Genomic DNA, 16,367 nt, shown 5'->3' with positions numbered 1-16,367 from the left:
GCGGGCGCCCGGGAGCGCTGGTGCAGCTCAGAACTGTTCGGTCGGGTGGGTGTCGCCCCGGTGGTACTCGCCGAGGTGGGCCGCGCTCTCCCGCGCCCGCCGGTCGGCGTCCTCCTCGACCAGCTGGTTGAGCAGCTGCTGCACCCCCTCGCTGTCGGGGATGGCGCGGAACACGGTCGGGCCGCCCTCCCCCGCCGTCTCGATCGAGACGGTGCCGGAGTTGACCAGCCGCTCCCACACGGTCTGCCGGTAGGAGACGTCGGTGATCCGGGACAGGCCGATGTCCCGGCCGTGCCGGGACAGGATGCCGACCCGGTACAGCAGCCGGTGGGTGGTGATCACGTAGTGCGTGGTGCGCCAGCGCAGCAGCGGGATGACGACCAGGAACACCGCGAGGAGGACGGCGACCCCGACGACGACCAGCCGCCACATCCCCTGCTGATCCCCGGCCGGCACGATCGCCGCGCCGAAGGAGGCCAGGCCGACCAGCGCCAGGAACGCCACGACGGGCCAGAAGACGGTCAACCAGTGGGGGTGCAGGTGGCGCTCGACCTCTTCGTCGGCACCGAGCACCTTGTCGGGGTAGGCCACGTCGCCAGGATGACCTACCCGCCTGAGTGCGTCACCGGCCCCGCCGGACGTGTCGCACGTCCCCGGAGGCGAGCTCCAGGACCCCGGCGTCGGTGCGGACGACGAGCCGGCCGTCCCAGTCCACCGCCTCGGCGACCCCGTCGAGGGCCGAGCCGTCGGGCATCGTCACGGTGACGGCGGAACCGACCGTGCTGCACCAGCCCAGGTAGTCCTGGGCGAGGCCGGAGGAGACCGGGTCGCCGAGCACCTGCGACCAGCGGGCGTAGCGCTGGTCCAGCGCCCGCAGGAAGGCCAGCAGCACCGCCGGCCGGTCGACGGGCTCCTGGCGCACCAGCTCCAGGGAGGTGCCGGTGTCGGGCAGCTCGTCGGTGCGGGTCGAGACGTTGAGCCCGACGCCCACCACCACGGCGTTGCCCGAGCTCTCGGCCAGGATGCCGGCCAGCTTCCGGCCGTCGGCGGCGAGCAGGTCGTTGGGCCACTTCAGCGAGGTGCGGACGCCTGCCACCTCCCCGACCGCCTCGGCCAGCGCCACCCCGGTCAGCAGCGAGAGCCAGGCCCGCCGGGCCGCCGGGACGTCGGGCCGCAGCAGCACCGAGACCGTCAGCCCCGCCTGCGGCGGGGAGACCCAGGTGCGGTCCAGTCGTCCGCGCCCGGCCTCCTGGTGCTCGGCCACCAGCACCAGCCCCTCGGCGGCACCGTCGGCCGCACGGGCGACCAGCTCGGCGTTCGTCGACCCGATCGCCTCGACCACCTCGACCGCCCGCCAGAGACCGCTGCCGGGGGTGAGGGCGGCGGTCAGCGCGGCGGCGTCGAGGCCCGGCCGGTCGGCGGGAGGAGCTGCGGTGCGGGGGCTGTCGGGCACGTCACCTACGCTACGGCGCTGTGAGTGCCGCCGAACTGGAGAGCGCGGGAGAGCACGTCCCCGCCGACCTCGACCTGCACACCACCGCCGGCAAGCTGGCCGACTTCGAGCGGCGGGTGGAGGAAGCAACGCACGCCGGGTCGCAGCGCGCGGTGGACAAGCAGCACGCCGCCGGGAAGATGACCGCCCGGGAGCGGATCGAGGCGCTGCTGGACCCGGGCTCGTTCACCGAGCTCGACGAGTTCGCCCGGCACCGGTCCACCAACTTCGGCATGGACGCCAAGCGGCCCTTCGGGGACGGCGTCGTCACCGGGTACGGCACGGTCGACGGCCGGCCGGTCTGCGTCTTCTCCCAGGACGTCACCGTGTTCGGCGGCAGCCTCGGCGAGGTCTACGGCGAGAAGATCGTCAAGGTGCTGGACCTGGCCATGCGCAACGGCTGCCCGGTCATCGGGATCAACGAGGGCGGTGGCGCGCGGATCCAGGAGGGCGTGGTCTCCCTCGGCCTCTACGCCGAGATCTTCCGGCGCAACGTGCACGCCTCCGGGGTCATCCCGCAGATCTCCCTGGTGATGGGCGCCGCCGCCGGTGGCCACGTCTACTCCCCCGCGCTCACCGACTTCATCGTCATGGTCGACAAGACCAGCCAGATGTTCATCACCGGCCCCGACGTGGTGAAGACGGTGACCGGGGAGGACGTGACCCTCGAGGAGCTCGGCGGTGCCCGCACCCACAACACCAAGTCCGGCGTCGCGCACTACCTGGCCGAGGACGAGGCCGACGCGCTGGACTACGTGAAGGCCCTGCTGTCGCACCTGCCCAGCAACAACCTCGACCCCCTGCCGGCGATCGAGGTCGCCCCGGTCGACATCGCCCTCCCCGAGGCGCTCACCGACGACGACCGCGAGCTGGACACGTTCGTCCCGGACTCGCCGAACACGCCCTACGACATGCACACCGTCATCGAGCACGTCCTCGATGACGGGGAGTTCCTCGAGGTCCAGGCGCTGTGGGGGCCGAACATCCTGATCGGCTTCGGCCGGGTCGAGGGACGCCCGGTCGGCGTGGTGGCCAACCAGCCCACCCAGCTCGCCGGCACGCTCGACATCGACGCCAGCGAGAAGGCCGCGCGGTTCGTGCGCACCTGCGACGCCTTCAACATCCCGGTGCTCACCTTCGTCGACGTCCCCGGATTCCTGCCCGGCACCTCGCAGGAGTGGGACGGGATCATCCGCCGGGGCGCCAAGCTGATCTACGCCTACGCCGAGGCCACCGTCCCGAAGATCACCGTGATCACCCGCAAGGCCTACGGCGGCGCGTACGACGTGATGGGCTCCAAGCACCTCGGCGCCGACGTCAACCTGGCCTGGCCGACCGCCCAGATCGCGGTGATCGGTGCCCAGGGCGCCGTCGGCATCCTCTACCGCAAGGAGCTCGCCGCGGCCGAGGACCCGGAGTCGCTGCGCGCCGAGCTGGTCACCGACTACGAGGACACGCTCGCCAACCCCTACATCGCCGCCGACCGCGGGTACGTCGACGCGGTGATCCCGCCGTCGCACACCCGCGTCCACGTCGTCCGGGCGCTGCGGCTGCTGGCCAACAAGCGCCAGACCCTGCCCGCCAAGAAGCACGGGAACATCCCACTCTGATGACCGAACAGACCCAGCCTCCGCTGCTCCAGGTGGTCCGCGGCGAGCCCAGTGCCGAGGAGCTCGCCGCGCTGACCGTCGTCGTGGCGGCCCTGTCCCAGCGCCGCCCCCGTCGGCGTCCCACCCCGGTCGGGGTGTGGGCCGAGCGGGCCGACGTGCTGCGCCGGCCGCTGCTGGCCGGTCCCGGTGGCTGGCGTGCCTCGGGACGGGCGTCATGACCCGGCGTCTCGTGCTCGCCTCGCAGTCCCCGGCCCGCCTGCAACTGATGCGCCAGGCGGGGCTGAACCCCGAGGTGGTGGTCAGCGGCGTCGACGAGACGGCGGTGACCGCACCCCGGGTCGGCGAGCTGGTCGCCCTGCTGGCCGCCGCCAAGGCCGCCGCAGTCGCCAAGGACCAGACCGACGCGCTGGTGATCGGCGCCGACTCGGTGCTCGAGTTCCGCGGCCAGGCGCTCGGCAAGCCGGCCGACACCGCCGACGCGCGGGTCCGCTGGCAGCGGATGTGCGGGCGCAGCGGCGTCCTGCACACCGGTCAGGCGGTCTTCGACGTCCGGGACGGCGGGGTGGCCCAACGGGACGTCGGCGTCTCCTCCACCGTGGTCCACTTCGCCACGCCGACGCCGGAGGAGCTGGAGGCCTACCTCGCCACGGGTGAACCGCTGGGGGTGGCCGGCGCCTTCACCCTCGACGGGCTGGGCGCCCCGTTCGTGCGCCGGATCGAGGGCGACCCGTCCGCGGTGCTCGGCCTCTCGATGCCGCTGCTGCGCACCCAGCTCGCCAAGCTCGGCCTGGCGATCACCGACCTCTGGCGACGCTGACCGCGCTCGGCGCCGCTCAGCCCGCCCCGCCTGTCAAGGGAGAACCAACGTGCAGAAGGTCCTGATCGCCAACCGCGGCGAGATCGCGGTGCGGGTCGCGCGCGCCTGCCGGGACGCCGGGCTCACCAGCGTCGCCGTGTACGCCGACCCTGATCGGGACGCGCTGCACGTGCGGACGGCGGACGAGGCCTTCGCCCTCGGGGGCAGCACCCCCGGTGACTCGTACCTGGTCATCGACAAGGTCCTCGACGCCGCCCGCCGGTCCGGCGCCGACGCGGTGCACCCCGGCTACGGCTTCCTGTCGGAGAACGCCGACTTCGCCCAGGCCGTGATCGATGCCGGCCTCACCTGGATCGGCCCGTCACCGCAGGCGATCATCGACCTCGGCGACAAGGTCGCCGCCCGGCACATCGCCACTCGGGCGGGCGCCCCGCTGGTGCCCGGCACCAAGGACCCGGTGGCGAACGCCGACGAGGTGGTCGCGTTCGCCCGGGAGCACGGGCTGCCGGTGGCCATCAAGGCCGCCTTCGGCGGCGGCGGTCGCGGCCTCAAGGTCGCCCGCACCCTCGAGGACATCCCCGAGCTGTTCGACTCCGCGGTGCGCGAGGCCGTCTCGGCGTTCGGCCGCGGCGAGTGCTTCGTCGAGCGGTTCCTGGACAAGCCCCGGCACGTGGAGGCCCAGGTGCTGGCCGACACGCATGGCACGGTGGTCGTCGTCGGCACCCGGGACTGCTCGCTGCAGCGGCGCAACCAGAAGCTGGTCGAGGAGGCCCCCGCACCGTTCCTCACCGACGACCAGCGGGAGCGGATCCACTCCTCGGCCAAGGCCATCTGCGCCGAGGCCGGCTACGTCGGTGCCGGGACCGTGGAGTACCTGGTGGGCACCGACGGCTCGATCTCCTTCCTGGAGGTCAACACCCGGCTGCAGGTCGAGCACCCGGTCAGCGAGGAGACCTCGGGCATCGACCTGGTCCGCCAGCAGTTCCGGATCGCCGAGGGCCTGCCACTGGAGATCACCGAGGACCCCACCCCGCGCGGGCACAGCTTCGAGTTCCGGATCAACGCCGAGGACGCCGGCCGCAACTTCATGCCCGCGCCCGGGCCGGTGACCCGGCTGGAGATCCCGCAGGGGCCGGGCGTGCGCTGGGACTCCGGGGTCGAGACCGGGGGTGAGGTGGCCGGTGCGTTCGACTCGATGCTGGCCAAGCTCATCGTCACCGGTGCGACCCGTGACGAGGCTTTGCAGCGGGCCCGCCGTGCGCTGGCCGAGCTGGTCGTGGAGGGGATGCCGACCGTCGTCCCGTTCCACCGGGCGGTCGTGGCCGACCCCGCCTTCACCAGTGAGCCGTTCACGGTGCACACCCGCTGGATCGAGACCGAGTGGGACAACCAGGTCCAGCCGTACGGCCCCGCCGCGGAGACCGACGAGCCCGAGCCGCGGCAGACCGTGGTGGTGGAGGTCGGCGGCCGCCGCCTGGAGGTGTCGCTGCCCGCCGGGCTGGCCGCCGGCGGGGCGGCGCCGGCCGCCGGTGCAGCCAAGCCGCGCAAACGCAGCGGCGGCGGGTCGGCCGCCTCCGGCGACTCCCTCACCGCCCCGATGCAGGGCACGATCGTCAAGGTCGCGGTGACCGACGGCGCCACCGTCGCCGCCGGTGACCTGGTGGTCGTGCTCGAGGCGATGAAGATGGAGCAGCCGATCGTGGCGCACAAGGCCGGCACGGTGTCCGGGCTGGCCGCCGAGGTCGGCGCCAGCGTCACCAGCGGGTCCGTCCTCTGCACGATCGCCGACACCGACGGGTGAGCCGGACCCCGGCAGGACGAAGGACCCCGTGACCGTGGTCGGTCGCGGGCTCCTATCGCGATCGTCACCATCTCGCCCCGGGGGCACTCGGACAACCGAGCTCGGCTGGACGCTCCCGGACCCCGATGCCGGGTCGACGGACTGCGTATGTCCCCCGTCCGGATGACTCGATTCAAGTCCGCGCGGCTGCGATCCGATGGGACAGGCATATCGCCGTCCCGAGGAGTGCCGCCCGTGCCGTCCGTCCTCGCCTGCCGTCTCCGCCTGAGTTCGGCCCTGCCCGCCGTGCTGGCCGTGGCATTGCTGGGGTCGGTCGTCGGCGGCGTCCCCGCACGAGCGGAGATCCCTCAGTTCCCCGACGGGTCCGGCGCTACGGATCCCGCCGACGTGCCCCAGGTCGCGCCGGGTGCGGAGACCACCCATCAGCCGCAGGGGACGCTGGACAGCGTCTCGGCGATCGTCGTCACCGATGGCGTGGCCGAGGTGGTCACGCGCCAGGCTGCCCCCTCCGAGATCGCCGCCGTCACGGCCGAGCTGCGCTCGCTGCCCGGTGCTGTGGACGTCTCCGTGGACACACCCGTCGCGCTCACCGGGACGGTGGACCCGCTCCGCTCCTACCAGTGGGGGCTGGACGACCTCGGCATCGGCCGTCTCCCCGCCGGCACGCCGGATGGTTCGGGGCTGACGGTCGCCGTGCTGGACACCGGCGTGGACGCCACGCACGAGGACCTCTCCGGACGTGTCCTTTGCGCCCTCGGCGCGGATTTCGCCTCCGACGCTTCGACGGTCGACCCGGCGGGCGACGGCTGCGTGGATCCGCACGGGCACGGCACCCACGTCGCCGGGCAGATCGCTGCCACCGCCGCCAACGGGCTGGGTATCGAGGGCATCAGCAGCGCCTCCGTCATCCCCATCCGCGTCCTCAGCGCCGACGGCAGCGGAACGTCCGGAGCCGCGGCGCAGGGCATCACGGAAGCGGTCAACAAGGGCGCCGACGTCATCAACCTGAGCCTCGGCGGGCCCTACAGCTCCGCGTTGGACACCGCGGTGCAGTACGCGGTCGACCAGGGGATCGTCGTCGTGGCGGCAGCCGGCAACAACCGGCAGACCGGGAATGCGGTGAACTACCCGGCCGCGTCGCCGGGCGCCATCGCGGTGGCCGCGACGGGGACCACCCGCGTCTCCGCACCGTTCAGCTACAGCGGGCCCACCAACCTGATCTCCGCACCTGGGGTCTCCTCCGCCTCCACTCAGACCGGTGGCGGTTACGGGTATCTGAGCGGAACCTCCATGGCTGCGCCGTACGTGTCCGGCGTCGTCGCCCGTTACCTGCACGCGCGTCCGGGGAGCACCCCGGCGCAGGTGCGAACGGCCCTCCTCTCCACCGCGATCGACCTGGAGGCCTCCGGCTTCGACAACAACACCGGGTACGGCCTCGTCGATGCGTACCGGCTACTAAACACGGCAGCCATCGAGAGATACGTGACCAAGGTCTACCAGGACCTGTTCCAGCGCGCGCCCGACCCGATCGGCTTGAACTCCTGGGTCACGTCCCTCTCGCGGGGCGTCGCCTACGGTGAGGTGGCCAACGGCATCACCTACAGCCAGGAGTTCCGCAGCCGGCTCATTGCCGCCTCCTACCAGAGGTATCTTGGACGTGGCCCGGACAGCGAGGGCCTGGCGAACTGGCTGACCGCTATGGGCGGTGGGCTGCACATCGAGCAGATGCAAGCCGGATTCATCGCGTCGCAGGAGTCCTACCTGCAGGCCGGTTCCGATGACCGGACATGGATCGCGAACCTGTACCAGTCCGTCCTCGGCCGCGCAGCCGCGACCAGCGAGGTCGACTCCTGGCAGGGCCGGCTCCACGGGGGCGCGAGCCGGCAGGACGTCGCCCGGGGCTTCGTCTACTCGACCGAGTACCTGCGGTCCGTCGTCGACGGGTACTACGTGAACCTGCTCCGCCGCAACATCGACAGCACCGGAGCGGTCAACTGGGTCAGCGCCATCCAGAGAGGCGCCCGCGACGAGGAGATCATCGCCGGCATCGTCTCCAGTGCCGAGTACCGGCAGGGCGTCTGACGGCTACCGACCTCCACCGGAGCCGGGTTCATCATCCCCACGCTGACGGCTCCGTCCTCCACGCCCGTCTCGCGGTGGTTGCGCGCGCCCGTCCTACTGATCGACTCCTACGTCCCGACGCGTGGCCTCAGACTCAGTACCGGCTACGGACCCTGGCGGCACGCCGACGTGCCATCGCGCAGAAGAAGCCGGCCAGGAGGCGGGCAGCGGCAGGGCCTGCGAACGGAGGTCGGCACGAGGCCGCCATCGGTGGAGTCGTCGCCGGCGGCGCTCCGCGCCAGGACGACCGCTGGCCGGGGCACAGCGAGGACGACCGGAGCCGTCGACGCCAAAGTCGACGCCGGGGAGAGGCTTCCGTCCACGTCCACCGTGCCGCAGACGCCCACCGGGAGTGCGGACGACAGGCCGGCGTCCCACCGGGCCGACGGACTCCGGTGTGCCGTCGAGCAGCAGGGAGGTGTCGGGGAGCCGGCCGGCACCGTGCAGCAGGATCCCGACATCGACCCCGTACACGTTTTCGGAGGTGCCCAGCCAGGCCTCCTGCCCGGTAGCGGAGCGAAATCCGAGCCCGTACTCCACGCCTTCGGCGTTGATGAGCCGCACGGCACGAAGTCCTCAGATTCCCGCCAGCGATGCCAGGGTGACGGTCGTGCCGCCGTCACCCTGGCGAGCGTCCGGGCGGCACCGTCGGCCAGCACGCCCAGCGCCGCAGCCTGGACCGCGTTCAGCGCGCCGAGCCATCCCCCGGAGGCCCCATGACGTCGTAGTAGTCACCGTAGGCGGCCAGCCGGCAGGTACCGGCCTCCACCGCGCCGTCGCACTGCTCGGCCGACGAGTGGCTGAGCCTGAAGTCGTGCCCGAGATCGTGAGCGATCAACGAGACCGCGGTGTCGCGCACGTACAGCCGACCGTCGGACGCGGGCGCGGCGCCCACCTGCGCCAGCGCGTAGAAGCACCCCGACTGGGCCGCGGTCTCCCCGCTCAACCGCGGCAGCAGGTGCTTCCCGGGGCCGGCGACGAAGCCGACCGTCGCGGCCTCCTCGTCCCACATGGCCTCGGGTGTCGCGCACCCGGCGGAGGTGGCCACCCAGTCCCGCTCGTCGGTGACGCCGACGGTGATCGCGCCGCCCGTCTGCTCGGCCAGAAGTCGGCCACGGGGCCATCGACGGCGGCGACCACGTCCCGCAGCCGCGTGCCGTCCGGCGCGGTCCCCGCCAGCGCCACCAGCATCGCGGTCACCTTGTTGGTCAGGCCGGCGCGTGGGGACAACGCCGGCTCGGTGACGCCCGGGGGACGCGAGGACCTCACCGTCGAAGACCGTGCGAGCCGTGCCGTGGCCGTGCTCGCCGGCCTGGTCCGCGACCGGTCCGCCGACGGTCAGCGCCACCGTGGACCCCGCGGGCACGGTGGCGACCTGCTCGGTGGGGAGGCGCACGGGACCCGCATCGGTCTGCACCCAGCTCAGCCGGTCCGCGGCGCCGTCCGGACGAGCCGTACCGGGCTCTCGTCCTCCGCCATGACGTGGACGAGCTCACCGACCACGGTGCTGCCCGGGTCCGCAGCGACAACTGAGGTGCCCGTGTCCGCGGCGGTGACGGCGACGGAGGAGGCCACGACGGCACCCAGCAACGACACGCCGAGGGCTCCAGCCAGCGCGACGGCGCGCAGCAGAGGGCCGGAGGCGCGGGGCCCACGGAGGATACGGAGAACACGGTCAGGTGACATCGACTTCTGAATCGGCGGGCCGAAGCGACCCTCGGCACCGCCGGGACGATGTTGAGCCGAACCCTTCGGTACTCCGATCACACCGGACGCGCCCGCTCCTACCGCTCACTCACGCGGTTCAGTCCAGGTCCTCGATGCCCATCAACCGGCGCCCGGCCTCGGTGATCGAGCCGGACAGCGACGGGTAGATCGCGAAGGTCTGCGCCAGGTCGCCGGCGGTCAGCCCCTTGGTCACGGCCAGCGCGATCGGCAGGATCAGCTCCGACGCCCCGGGCGCGACGACCACGCCGCCGATGACGACGTCGGTCGAGCGGCGGGCGTAGAGCTTCACGAACCCGCTGTGCAGGTCGCCCATCTTCGCCCGTGCGTTGGTGACCAGCGGCAGCCGGATGACCTCGACGTCCCCGTCCTCGGTGAGCGACTTCTCCTGCACCCCGACGGTGGCGATCTCCGGGTGCGTGAAGACGTTGGCCGAGACGGTCTTCAGCCGGATCGGCGCCACGGCCTCGCCGAGGGCGTGCCACATGGCGATCCGGCCCTGCATGGCCGCGACGGAGGCGAGCTGGAAGACCCCGGTGACGTCGCCGGCCGCGTAGACGCCGGCGACGGTGGTGCGGGAGACCCGGTCGACGACGACGTGCCCGGCGGGCGTGAGCTCGATGCCGCACGCCTCCAGGTTCATCCCACCGCTGTTGGGCACGGTGCCCACGGTCATCAGTGCGTGCGACCCCTCGACGACGCGGCCGTCGGTCAGCTCGACCCGCACGCCCTTCTCGGTGCGCACGACTCTCTCCGCGCGGCTGCGCTCGGCGATCCGGCCGCCCCGGGACTGGAAGACCTCCTCCACGACGGCCGCGGCGTCGGCGTCCTCACCGGGCAGCACCTGGTCGCGGGAGGAGACCAGGGTGACCGGCACTCCGGCCTCGAGGTAGCCGGAGGCGAACTCCGCACCGGTGACGCCGGAGCCGATCACGATCAGGTGCTCGGGCATCTCCTGGAGCTCGTAGACGTCGCGCCAGGACAGGATCCGCTCGCCGTCCGGCTCGGCACCGGGCAGCACCCGCGGGTCGGCACCGGTGGCGATGAGGACGACGTCGCCCTCCAGCGTCTCGGCGACCTGCCCGTCGGCGTCCACGACCTCGACCCGGTGCACGGTCAGCCCGAGCTTCTCGTCGGCCAGCCGGGCCGAGGCACGGATGATCCGGACCCCCTCGGACTCCAGGCGGTGGTGGATGTCCGAGGACTGCGCGACGGCAAGCCCCTTGATCCGGCTGTTCACCGTCGCCAGGTCCAGCGCAGCCCGCCCCAGCTCGGTGCCGGTGACCCCCAGGGCGACGGAGTCGCGGACCCAGGTCATCGCACCGGCGGAGGCGATGAAGGTCTTCGACGGCACGCAGTCGGTCAGCACGCTGGCGCCGCCGATGCCGTCGCGCTCGACGACGGTGACGTCCGCACCGAGCTGGGCGGCGACGAGCGCGGCCTCGTACCCGGCCGGGCCGCCGCCGATGATGACGATGCGGGTCATGGTCGTTGCTCCCAGTGCTGAACCGATGTGTGCACCGGCCATTGTCCCTGTTGCCAGGCCCGCCGTCGCCCACCCACGCGGGCGGGCACCCCGAGGAGCGGCCGGGGCCCACCGAGGAGTCAGAGGGACGATGCGAAGGCGTCCAACAGCCGGCGGGCGGCCAGTGCGGGGGTCAGCTCCCCCGCCAGCACGGCCGCCTCCAGCTCCGGCGTCGCCGACCGCACCGCGGGGTGCTCGCGCAGCTGGTGCTCCAGCCCGTCGCGGACCAGCTGCCAGGTCCAGCGCACCTGCTGTCCCCGGCGCCGCTCGTCGAGCTGACCGGAGGCCCGCATCCGGTCCTGGTGCTCGACGACCTTCGCCCACACCTCGGCGAGTCCGGCCCCGCTGAGCCCGGCGCAGGTGAGCACCGGGACGTCCCACTCGGTGTGCCCGCGCAGCATCCGGATCGCCCCCGCCAGCTCCCGGGCGGCGCGGCGGGCGTCGACCTCGCCCGGGCCGTCGGCCTTGTTGACCGCGATCACGTCGGCGATCTCCAGGATCCCGCGCTTGATCCCCTGCAGCTGGTCACCGGTGCGGGCCAGGGTGAGGAACAGGAAGGAGTCGACCATCTCTGCGACGGTCACCTCCGACTGCCCGACGCCGACGGTCTCAACCAGGACGACGTCGTACCCGGCCGCCTCGACGACGACCATCGACTCCCGGGTCGCCTGGGCCACCCCGCCCAGCGTGCCGGCGGTGGGCGCCGGCCGGATGAACGCGTTCGGGTCCACGGCCAACCGGGCCATCCGGGTCTTGTCGCCCAAGATCGAGCCACCGGAGCGGGCCGACGACGGGTCGACCGCGAGCACCGCGACCTTCGACCCCGCCGCGGTCAGGTCGACGCCGAGGGAGTCGATGAACGTCGACTTCCCGACCCCGGGGACGCCGCTGATCCCCACCCGCCGGGCGTTCCCGGCGTGCGGCAGCAGCTCCACCAGCAGCTCCTGGGCCGCCTCCCGGTGGTCGGCCCGCCGCGACTCGACCAGCGTGATCGCCCGCGCCACCGCCCGCCGTTCCCCGGCGAGCACCCCCTCGGTCAGCCCGGGGACGTCGACGGTCCGGCCGACCGGGGGGCCAAAGTCGCGACTTTGGCCCCCCGTCACGCGTGGCCGAGCCGGGTGGACAGGGTGCGGAGCAGGTCCTGCGCGGCCTCGGCGATCACCGTGCCGGGCGGGAAGACCGCGGCCGCGCCCATCTCCTTCAGCGTCGGGACGTCGTCGGGCGGGATGACCCCGCCCACCACGACCAGCACGTCCTCGGCCCCGAGCTCGGCGAGCGCGTCGCGCAGCGCCGGCACCAGGGTGAGGTGGCCGGCGGCGAGGGAGGAGACGCCGACCACGTGCACATCGGCCTCCACCGCCTGCCGGGCGACCTCCTCCGGCGTCTGGAACAGCGGGCCGACGTCGACGTCGAACCCGAGGTCGGCGAAGGCGGTGGCGATCACCTTCTGCCCACGGTCGTGCCCGTCCTGGCCCATCTTGGCCACCAGGATCCGCGGACGACGACCCTCTGCGTCCGCGAACGCCGCCGCCAGCGCACGGGTCTCGTCCACCGGGCCCGCTCCCCCTGCCTCGTCGCGGTACACACCGGAGATGGTGCGCACCTGACCGGAGTGCCGGCCGTGGACGACCTCCAGCGCGTCGGAGATCTCCCCCACCGTCGCCTTCGCCCGCGCGGCGTCGACGGCCAGCGCGAGCAGGTTCGACGAAAGCTCGTCCCCGCGCCGTCCCTCTGCGGCGGCGCGGGCGGCGTCGGTCAGCCGGCCCAGCGCCTCGGTCACCGCGGCGCCGTCCCGGGAGGCGCGCAGCTCGGCCAGCTTCGCCTTCTGCTGGGCGAGCACGTCGGCGTTGTCGACCCGGAGGACGTCGACCGCCTCGTCGGCGTCGACCCGGTACTTGTTCACCCCGATCACCGGCTGGCGGCCGGAGTCGATCCGCGCCTGGGTGCGGGCCGCAGCCTCCTCGATCCGCAGCTTCGGGATGCCGTCGTCGATCGCCTGCGCCATGCCCCCGTGCTCGGCGACCTCCTGGATGTGCGCCCACGCCCGGCGGGCCAGGTCGTAGGTCAGCTTCTCCACGTACGCCGACCCGCCCCACGGGTCGATGACCCGCGTCGTCCCGGACTCCTGCTGCAGCAGCAACTGGGTGTTGCGGGCGATCCGGGCGGAGAAGTCGGTGGGGAGCGCGAGCGCCTCGTCCAGGGCGTTGGTGTGGAGCGACTGGGTGTGCCCCTGGGTGGCCGCCATCGCCTCCAGGCAGGTGCGGACGACGTTGTTGTAGACGTCCTGCGCGGTCAGCGACCAGCCCGACGTCTGGCAGTGGGTGCGCAGCGACATCGACTTGTCCTTGGTCGCCCCCGCCTCCTTCACCAGCTTCGCCCACAGCAGCCGGCCGGCCCGCAGCTTGGCGACCTCCATGAAGAAGTTCATGCCGATGCCCCAGAAGAAGCTCAGCCGGGGGGCGAAGACGTCGACGTCCAGGCCCGCCGCCTTGCCCGCCTGCAGGTACTCCACCCCGTCGGCGAGGGTGTAGGCCAGCTCCAGGTCGGCCGTCGCCCCGGCCTCCTGGATGTGGTAGCCGGAGATGGAGATCGAGTTGTACCGCGGCATCTGCGTGGAGGTGAACCGGAAGATGTCGCTGATGATCTGCATCGAGGGCTTCGGCGGGTAGATGTAGGTGTTGCGGACCATGAACTCCTTGAGGATGTCGTTCTGGATCGTCCCCGTGAGCTGGTCCGGCTTCACCCCCTGCTCCTCGGCGGCGACCACGTAGAGCGCCAGCACCGGCAGGACGGCGCCGTTCATCGTCATCGACACGCTCATCTTGTCCAGCGGGATGCCGTCGAAGAGCTGCCGCATGTCCAGGATCGAGTCGATCGCCACCCCGGCCATCCCGACGTCGCCGGGCACCCGCGGGTGGTCGGAGTCGTAGCCCCGGTGGGTGGGCAGGTCGAAGGCGACCGAGAGCCCCTTCTGCCCGGCGGCCAGGTTGCGCCGGTAGAAGGCGTTGGACTCCGAGGCGGTGGAGAACCCGGCGTACTGCCGCACCGTCCACGGCTGGGTCGTGTACATCGTCGGATAGGGCCCGCGCAGGTAGGGCGCGATGCCCGGGAGGGTGTCCAGGAAGTCGACGTCGGCCAGGTCGGCGGCGGTGAACAGCGGCGGGACGGCGATCCCCTCCGGCGTCTGCCAGGTCGCCTCGCCGACGTCCCGGCCGGTGGCGTCGGCGTAGGCCTTCGCCCAGTCGTCCGGTGTGGCCGTCGGCTGCGGGCGGCCCAGCTCCATGCCACCGAAGTCGGGGATCGCGCTCATGCCGACACCTCCTGGCCGTCTGTAGGGCCAAAGTCGCGACTTTGGCCCCTCGGGAGCAACTGAGCCACGACCTTCCCCAGGACGTCCAGGGCGTCGCACCCGGCGTACAGGTACCCGTCGACGCCGTCCACCGCCAGGGACGGCGGCCCGGCCAGCCAGACCTGGGTGGCACCGGCGGCCCGCAGCTCGGCGGCGAGCGGGGCAGCGGAGTCGGCGTAGTCCCGGTCGCTGCCGCAGATGCAGGCCACCGTCGTCCCGGCGAGGCCGTCCACCCCGTCCCCGGTCGGCGCCGCCAGCCCCCCGGCCCCGAAGAGGTTGGCCGCGAAGGTGGCCCGGGCGGTGTGCCGGGCGACCAGCCCGATCGTGGCCAGGTGCACCCGCGGTCGGGGATCGACGGACTCGACCCGGTCGCGCAGCTGCTCGAACGCCTGCGCGGCCCGCACCCGCGGCAGCCCACCCGGGGCCGGCGGCAGCGCCTCCGCGGCCGGACGACGGACGGGCAGCACCTCGGTCGGGTTCGGGAACTCGGTGACACCGGTGATCGCATCGGTGCGGTGCGCGATCCGCTCCTGCCGCTCGGCCCACGCGGCGCCGATCCGGTCGGCGACCAGTCCGGACGTCAGCGCCGCCGCCAGCCCGCCGGCCCGCTCGATCTCGGTGAACCACGCCCAGGCGGCCTGGGCGAGGGACTCGGTCAGCGACTCGACGTACCAGGAGCCACCGGCCGGGTCGAGCACCCGCGCGAGGTGCCCCTCCTCGACCAGCAGGCTCTGGGTGTTGCGGGCGATCCGCCGGGCGAAGGCGTCGGGCAGCCCGAGTGCCGCGTCGAAGGGCTGCACCGTGACCACGTCGGCTCCCCCGACACCGGCGGCGAAGCAGGCCACCGTGGTCCGCAGCATGTTCACCCACGGGTCGTGCCGGGTGACCATCACGTTCGAGGTGACCGCGTGCTGGCGCATCGCCCGGCCCTCCGGGGGGACGCCGCTCGCCTCGCCCACCCGGTCCCACAGCCGCCGTGCGGCGCGCAGCGCGGCGATCGTCGTGAACTGGTCGGCGCCGGCCGACAGCCGGAACTCCAGCTGGCCGAAGGCGTCGGAGACGGCCAGCCCGCCCTCGGTGAGCGCCCGCAGGTAGGCCACCCCGGCGGCGACCGCGCAGCCGAGCTCCTCCACCACCGAGCCACCGGCGTCGGCGAACACCGTCCCGTCGGCGACGACGGTGCGCCAGCCCGCCGGGGCGCGGCGGGCGAGGTCGGCCAGGCCGGTGAGGTCCTGCGGCTCCCCCGTCGCCACCTGCACGCTCAGCGGGTCCAGCCCCAGGCAGCCGCCCGGCGCCAGGTCGGAGCGCCCCTCGACCAGCGCCAGGAACGCGTCCGCGGCGGCCGGCCCGCCCTGCAGCGTCACCGGCGCCAGGTCCAGCAGGACGTCGGCGAGCACCTCGCCCAGCGCGCCGGCCGGCACCGCGCCGTCGCCGACCACCAGCCACAGCGAGGAGACGCCGTTCTCCAGGTCTGCGGCGATCGCCTCCCGGGTGCGCGCCACGTCGGGGTCGGCGTGCCGCTGCCGCACGTCCCAGCCCCCGGGGACGTCGGAGTCCGCACCACCGGCCGCGGTCACCCCCGCGGCACCGACCCGCGAACCACGAACGAACGGCGGCAGCCCGGGCACGCCGGCCAGCGCGGGCAGGTCCCCGGCGTCCTCGGCGGTGTAGAGCGGGGCAACGGTCACCCCGGTGGCGACGGTGCGGACCAGCGCCTCCTCCACCGGGTCGGGCAGCTCGTCCCGGCCGGATTTGCGCAGCACCCCCGCGACGAGTTCACGCCACTGGTCCCGGCTGGCGGCGGGGAACTCCCCGGCGAGAGTCAGCAGGTCGGGCGCGGCCGGCTCGGCCGGCGGCCGTGCGCCCTGCTGGTCGGTGAAGCTCATCGTCGGGTCCCCGCCTCTCAGGTGCCTGAGGGAAGTGCGTC

The 16,367-nt window shown here is 73.2% G+C and carries 13 protein-coding genes; 5 read left to right on the top strand and 8 right to left on the bottom strand.

The genetic code is table 11. The features are described from left to right. Nucleotides 1-27 precede the first annotated feature (27 nt). Together O2W20_RS04975 and O2W20_RS04970 are read right to left on the bottom strand one after the other, a co-directional pair. On the bottom strand, nt 28-591 hold the full coding sequence (locus O2W20_RS04975) for a PH domain-containing protein (RefSeq protein WP_269170623.1): 564 nt from the start codon (nt 589-591) through the stop codon (nt 28-30). A gap of 31 nt (nt 592-622) precedes the next feature. After that, the gene (locus O2W20_RS04970; protein WP_269170622.1) at nt 623-1,453 is read right to left on the bottom strand and encodes a biotin--[acetyl-CoA-carboxylase] ligase; all 831 of its coding nucleotides are present in this window, start codon (nt 1,451-1,453) and stop codon (nt 623-625) included. Nucleotides 1,454-1,473: 20 nt separating this feature from the next. Between O2W20_RS04970 and O2W20_RS04965 the strand changes: the two genes are divergently transcribed. The 5 genes from O2W20_RS04965 to O2W20_RS04945 all read left to right on the top strand — a co-directional run bounded on the left by O2W20_RS04965 (nt 1,474) and on the right by O2W20_RS04945 (nt 7,802). Then, complete coding sequence (locus O2W20_RS04965) at nt 1,474-3,102, top strand: acyl-CoA carboxylase subunit beta (protein ID WP_269170621.1); 1,629 nt, start codon at nt 1,474-1,476, stop codon at nt 3,100-3,102. Next, nucleotides 3,102-3,320 carry an acyl-CoA carboxylase subunit epsilon gene (locus tag O2W20_RS04960; RefSeq protein WP_269170620.1) on the top strand — a complete coding sequence of 73 codons (219 nt, stop codon included), beginning with the start codon at nt 3,102-3,104 and terminating at the stop codon, nt 3,318-3,320. The genes O2W20_RS04965 and O2W20_RS04960 overlap by 1 nt, the downstream gene beginning before the upstream one ends. Further along, nucleotides 3,317-3,919 (top strand): Maf family protein, encoded by a 603-nt coding sequence (locus O2W20_RS04955; protein WP_269170619.1) that lies wholly within the window; start codon nt 3,317-3,319, stop codon nt 3,917-3,919. Before O2W20_RS04960 ends, O2W20_RS04955 begins: the two co-directional genes overlap by 4 nt. 49 nt (nt 3,920-3,968) lie before the next feature. Continuing rightward, nucleotides 3,969-5,720: an acetyl/propionyl/methylcrotonyl-CoA carboxylase subunit alpha gene (locus tag O2W20_RS04950; protein WP_269170618.1), complete on the top strand. Its 1,752-nt coding sequence runs from the start codon at nt 3,969-3,971 to the stop codon at nt 5,718-5,720. 387 nt (nt 5,721-6,107) lie between these two features. Further along, nucleotides 6,108-7,802, top strand: a complete 1,695-nt coding sequence (locus O2W20_RS04945) for a S8 family serine peptidase (RefSeq protein ID WP_269170617.1) — start codon at nt 6,108-6,110, stop codon at nt 7,800-7,802. Between the two features lie 724 nt (nt 7,803-8,526). Here O2W20_RS04945 and O2W20_RS04940 read toward each other — a convergent pair. The 6 genes from O2W20_RS04940 to O2W20_RS04915 all read right to left on the bottom strand — a co-directional run bounded on the left by O2W20_RS04940 (nt 8,527) and on the right by O2W20_RS04915 (nt 16,326). After that, the gene (locus tag O2W20_RS04940; RefSeq protein WP_269170616.1) at nt 8,527-8,889 is read right to left on the bottom strand and encodes a hypothetical protein; all 363 of its coding nucleotides are present in this window, start codon (nt 8,887-8,889) and stop codon (nt 8,527-8,529) included. A 374-nt stretch (nt 8,890-9,263) separates the two neighbouring features. Then, nucleotides 9,264-9,437, bottom strand: a complete 174-nt coding sequence (locus tag O2W20_RS04935) for a hypothetical protein (protein ID WP_269170615.1) — start codon at nt 9,435-9,437, stop codon at nt 9,264-9,266. Nucleotides 9,438-9,645: 208 nt separating this feature from the next. Then, nucleotides 9,646-11,052 (bottom strand): NAD(P)H-quinone dehydrogenase, encoded by a 1,407-nt coding sequence (locus O2W20_RS04930; protein ID WP_269170614.1) that lies wholly within the window; start codon nt 11,050-11,052, stop codon nt 9,646-9,648. A gap of 119 nt (nt 11,053-11,171) precedes the next feature. Further along, a complete protein-coding gene (gene meaB, locus O2W20_RS04925) occupies nt 11,172-12,194 on the bottom strand; it encodes a methylmalonyl Co-A mutase-associated GTPase MeaB (protein ID WP_269170613.1) in 1,023 nt (340 codons plus the stop codon). Then, nucleotides 12,191-14,401 (bottom strand): methylmalonyl-CoA mutase, encoded by a 2,211-nt coding sequence (gene scpA / locus O2W20_RS04920; RefSeq protein WP_269170612.1) that lies wholly within the window; start codon nt 14,399-14,401, stop codon nt 12,191-12,193. The genes meaB and scpA overlap by 4 nt, the downstream gene beginning before the upstream one ends. Beyond that, on the bottom strand, nt 14,398-16,326 hold the full coding sequence (locus O2W20_RS04915) for a methylmalonyl-CoA mutase family protein (protein WP_269170611.1): 1,929 nt from the start codon (nt 16,324-16,326) through the stop codon (nt 14,398-14,400). Before O2W20_RS04915 ends, scpA begins: the two co-directional genes overlap by 4 nt. Between the last annotated feature and the right edge of the window lie 41 nt (nt 16,327-16,367).

The organism is Modestobacter sp. VKM Ac-2982 (genome assembly GCF_026967935.1).
Taxonomy (GTDB): Bacteria; Actinomycetota; Actinomycetes; order Mycobacteriales; family Geodermatophilaceae; genus Modestobacter.
Note: the sequence above shows the minus strand (reverse complement) of the source record. Positions and strands in the feature narration are given on the sequence as shown.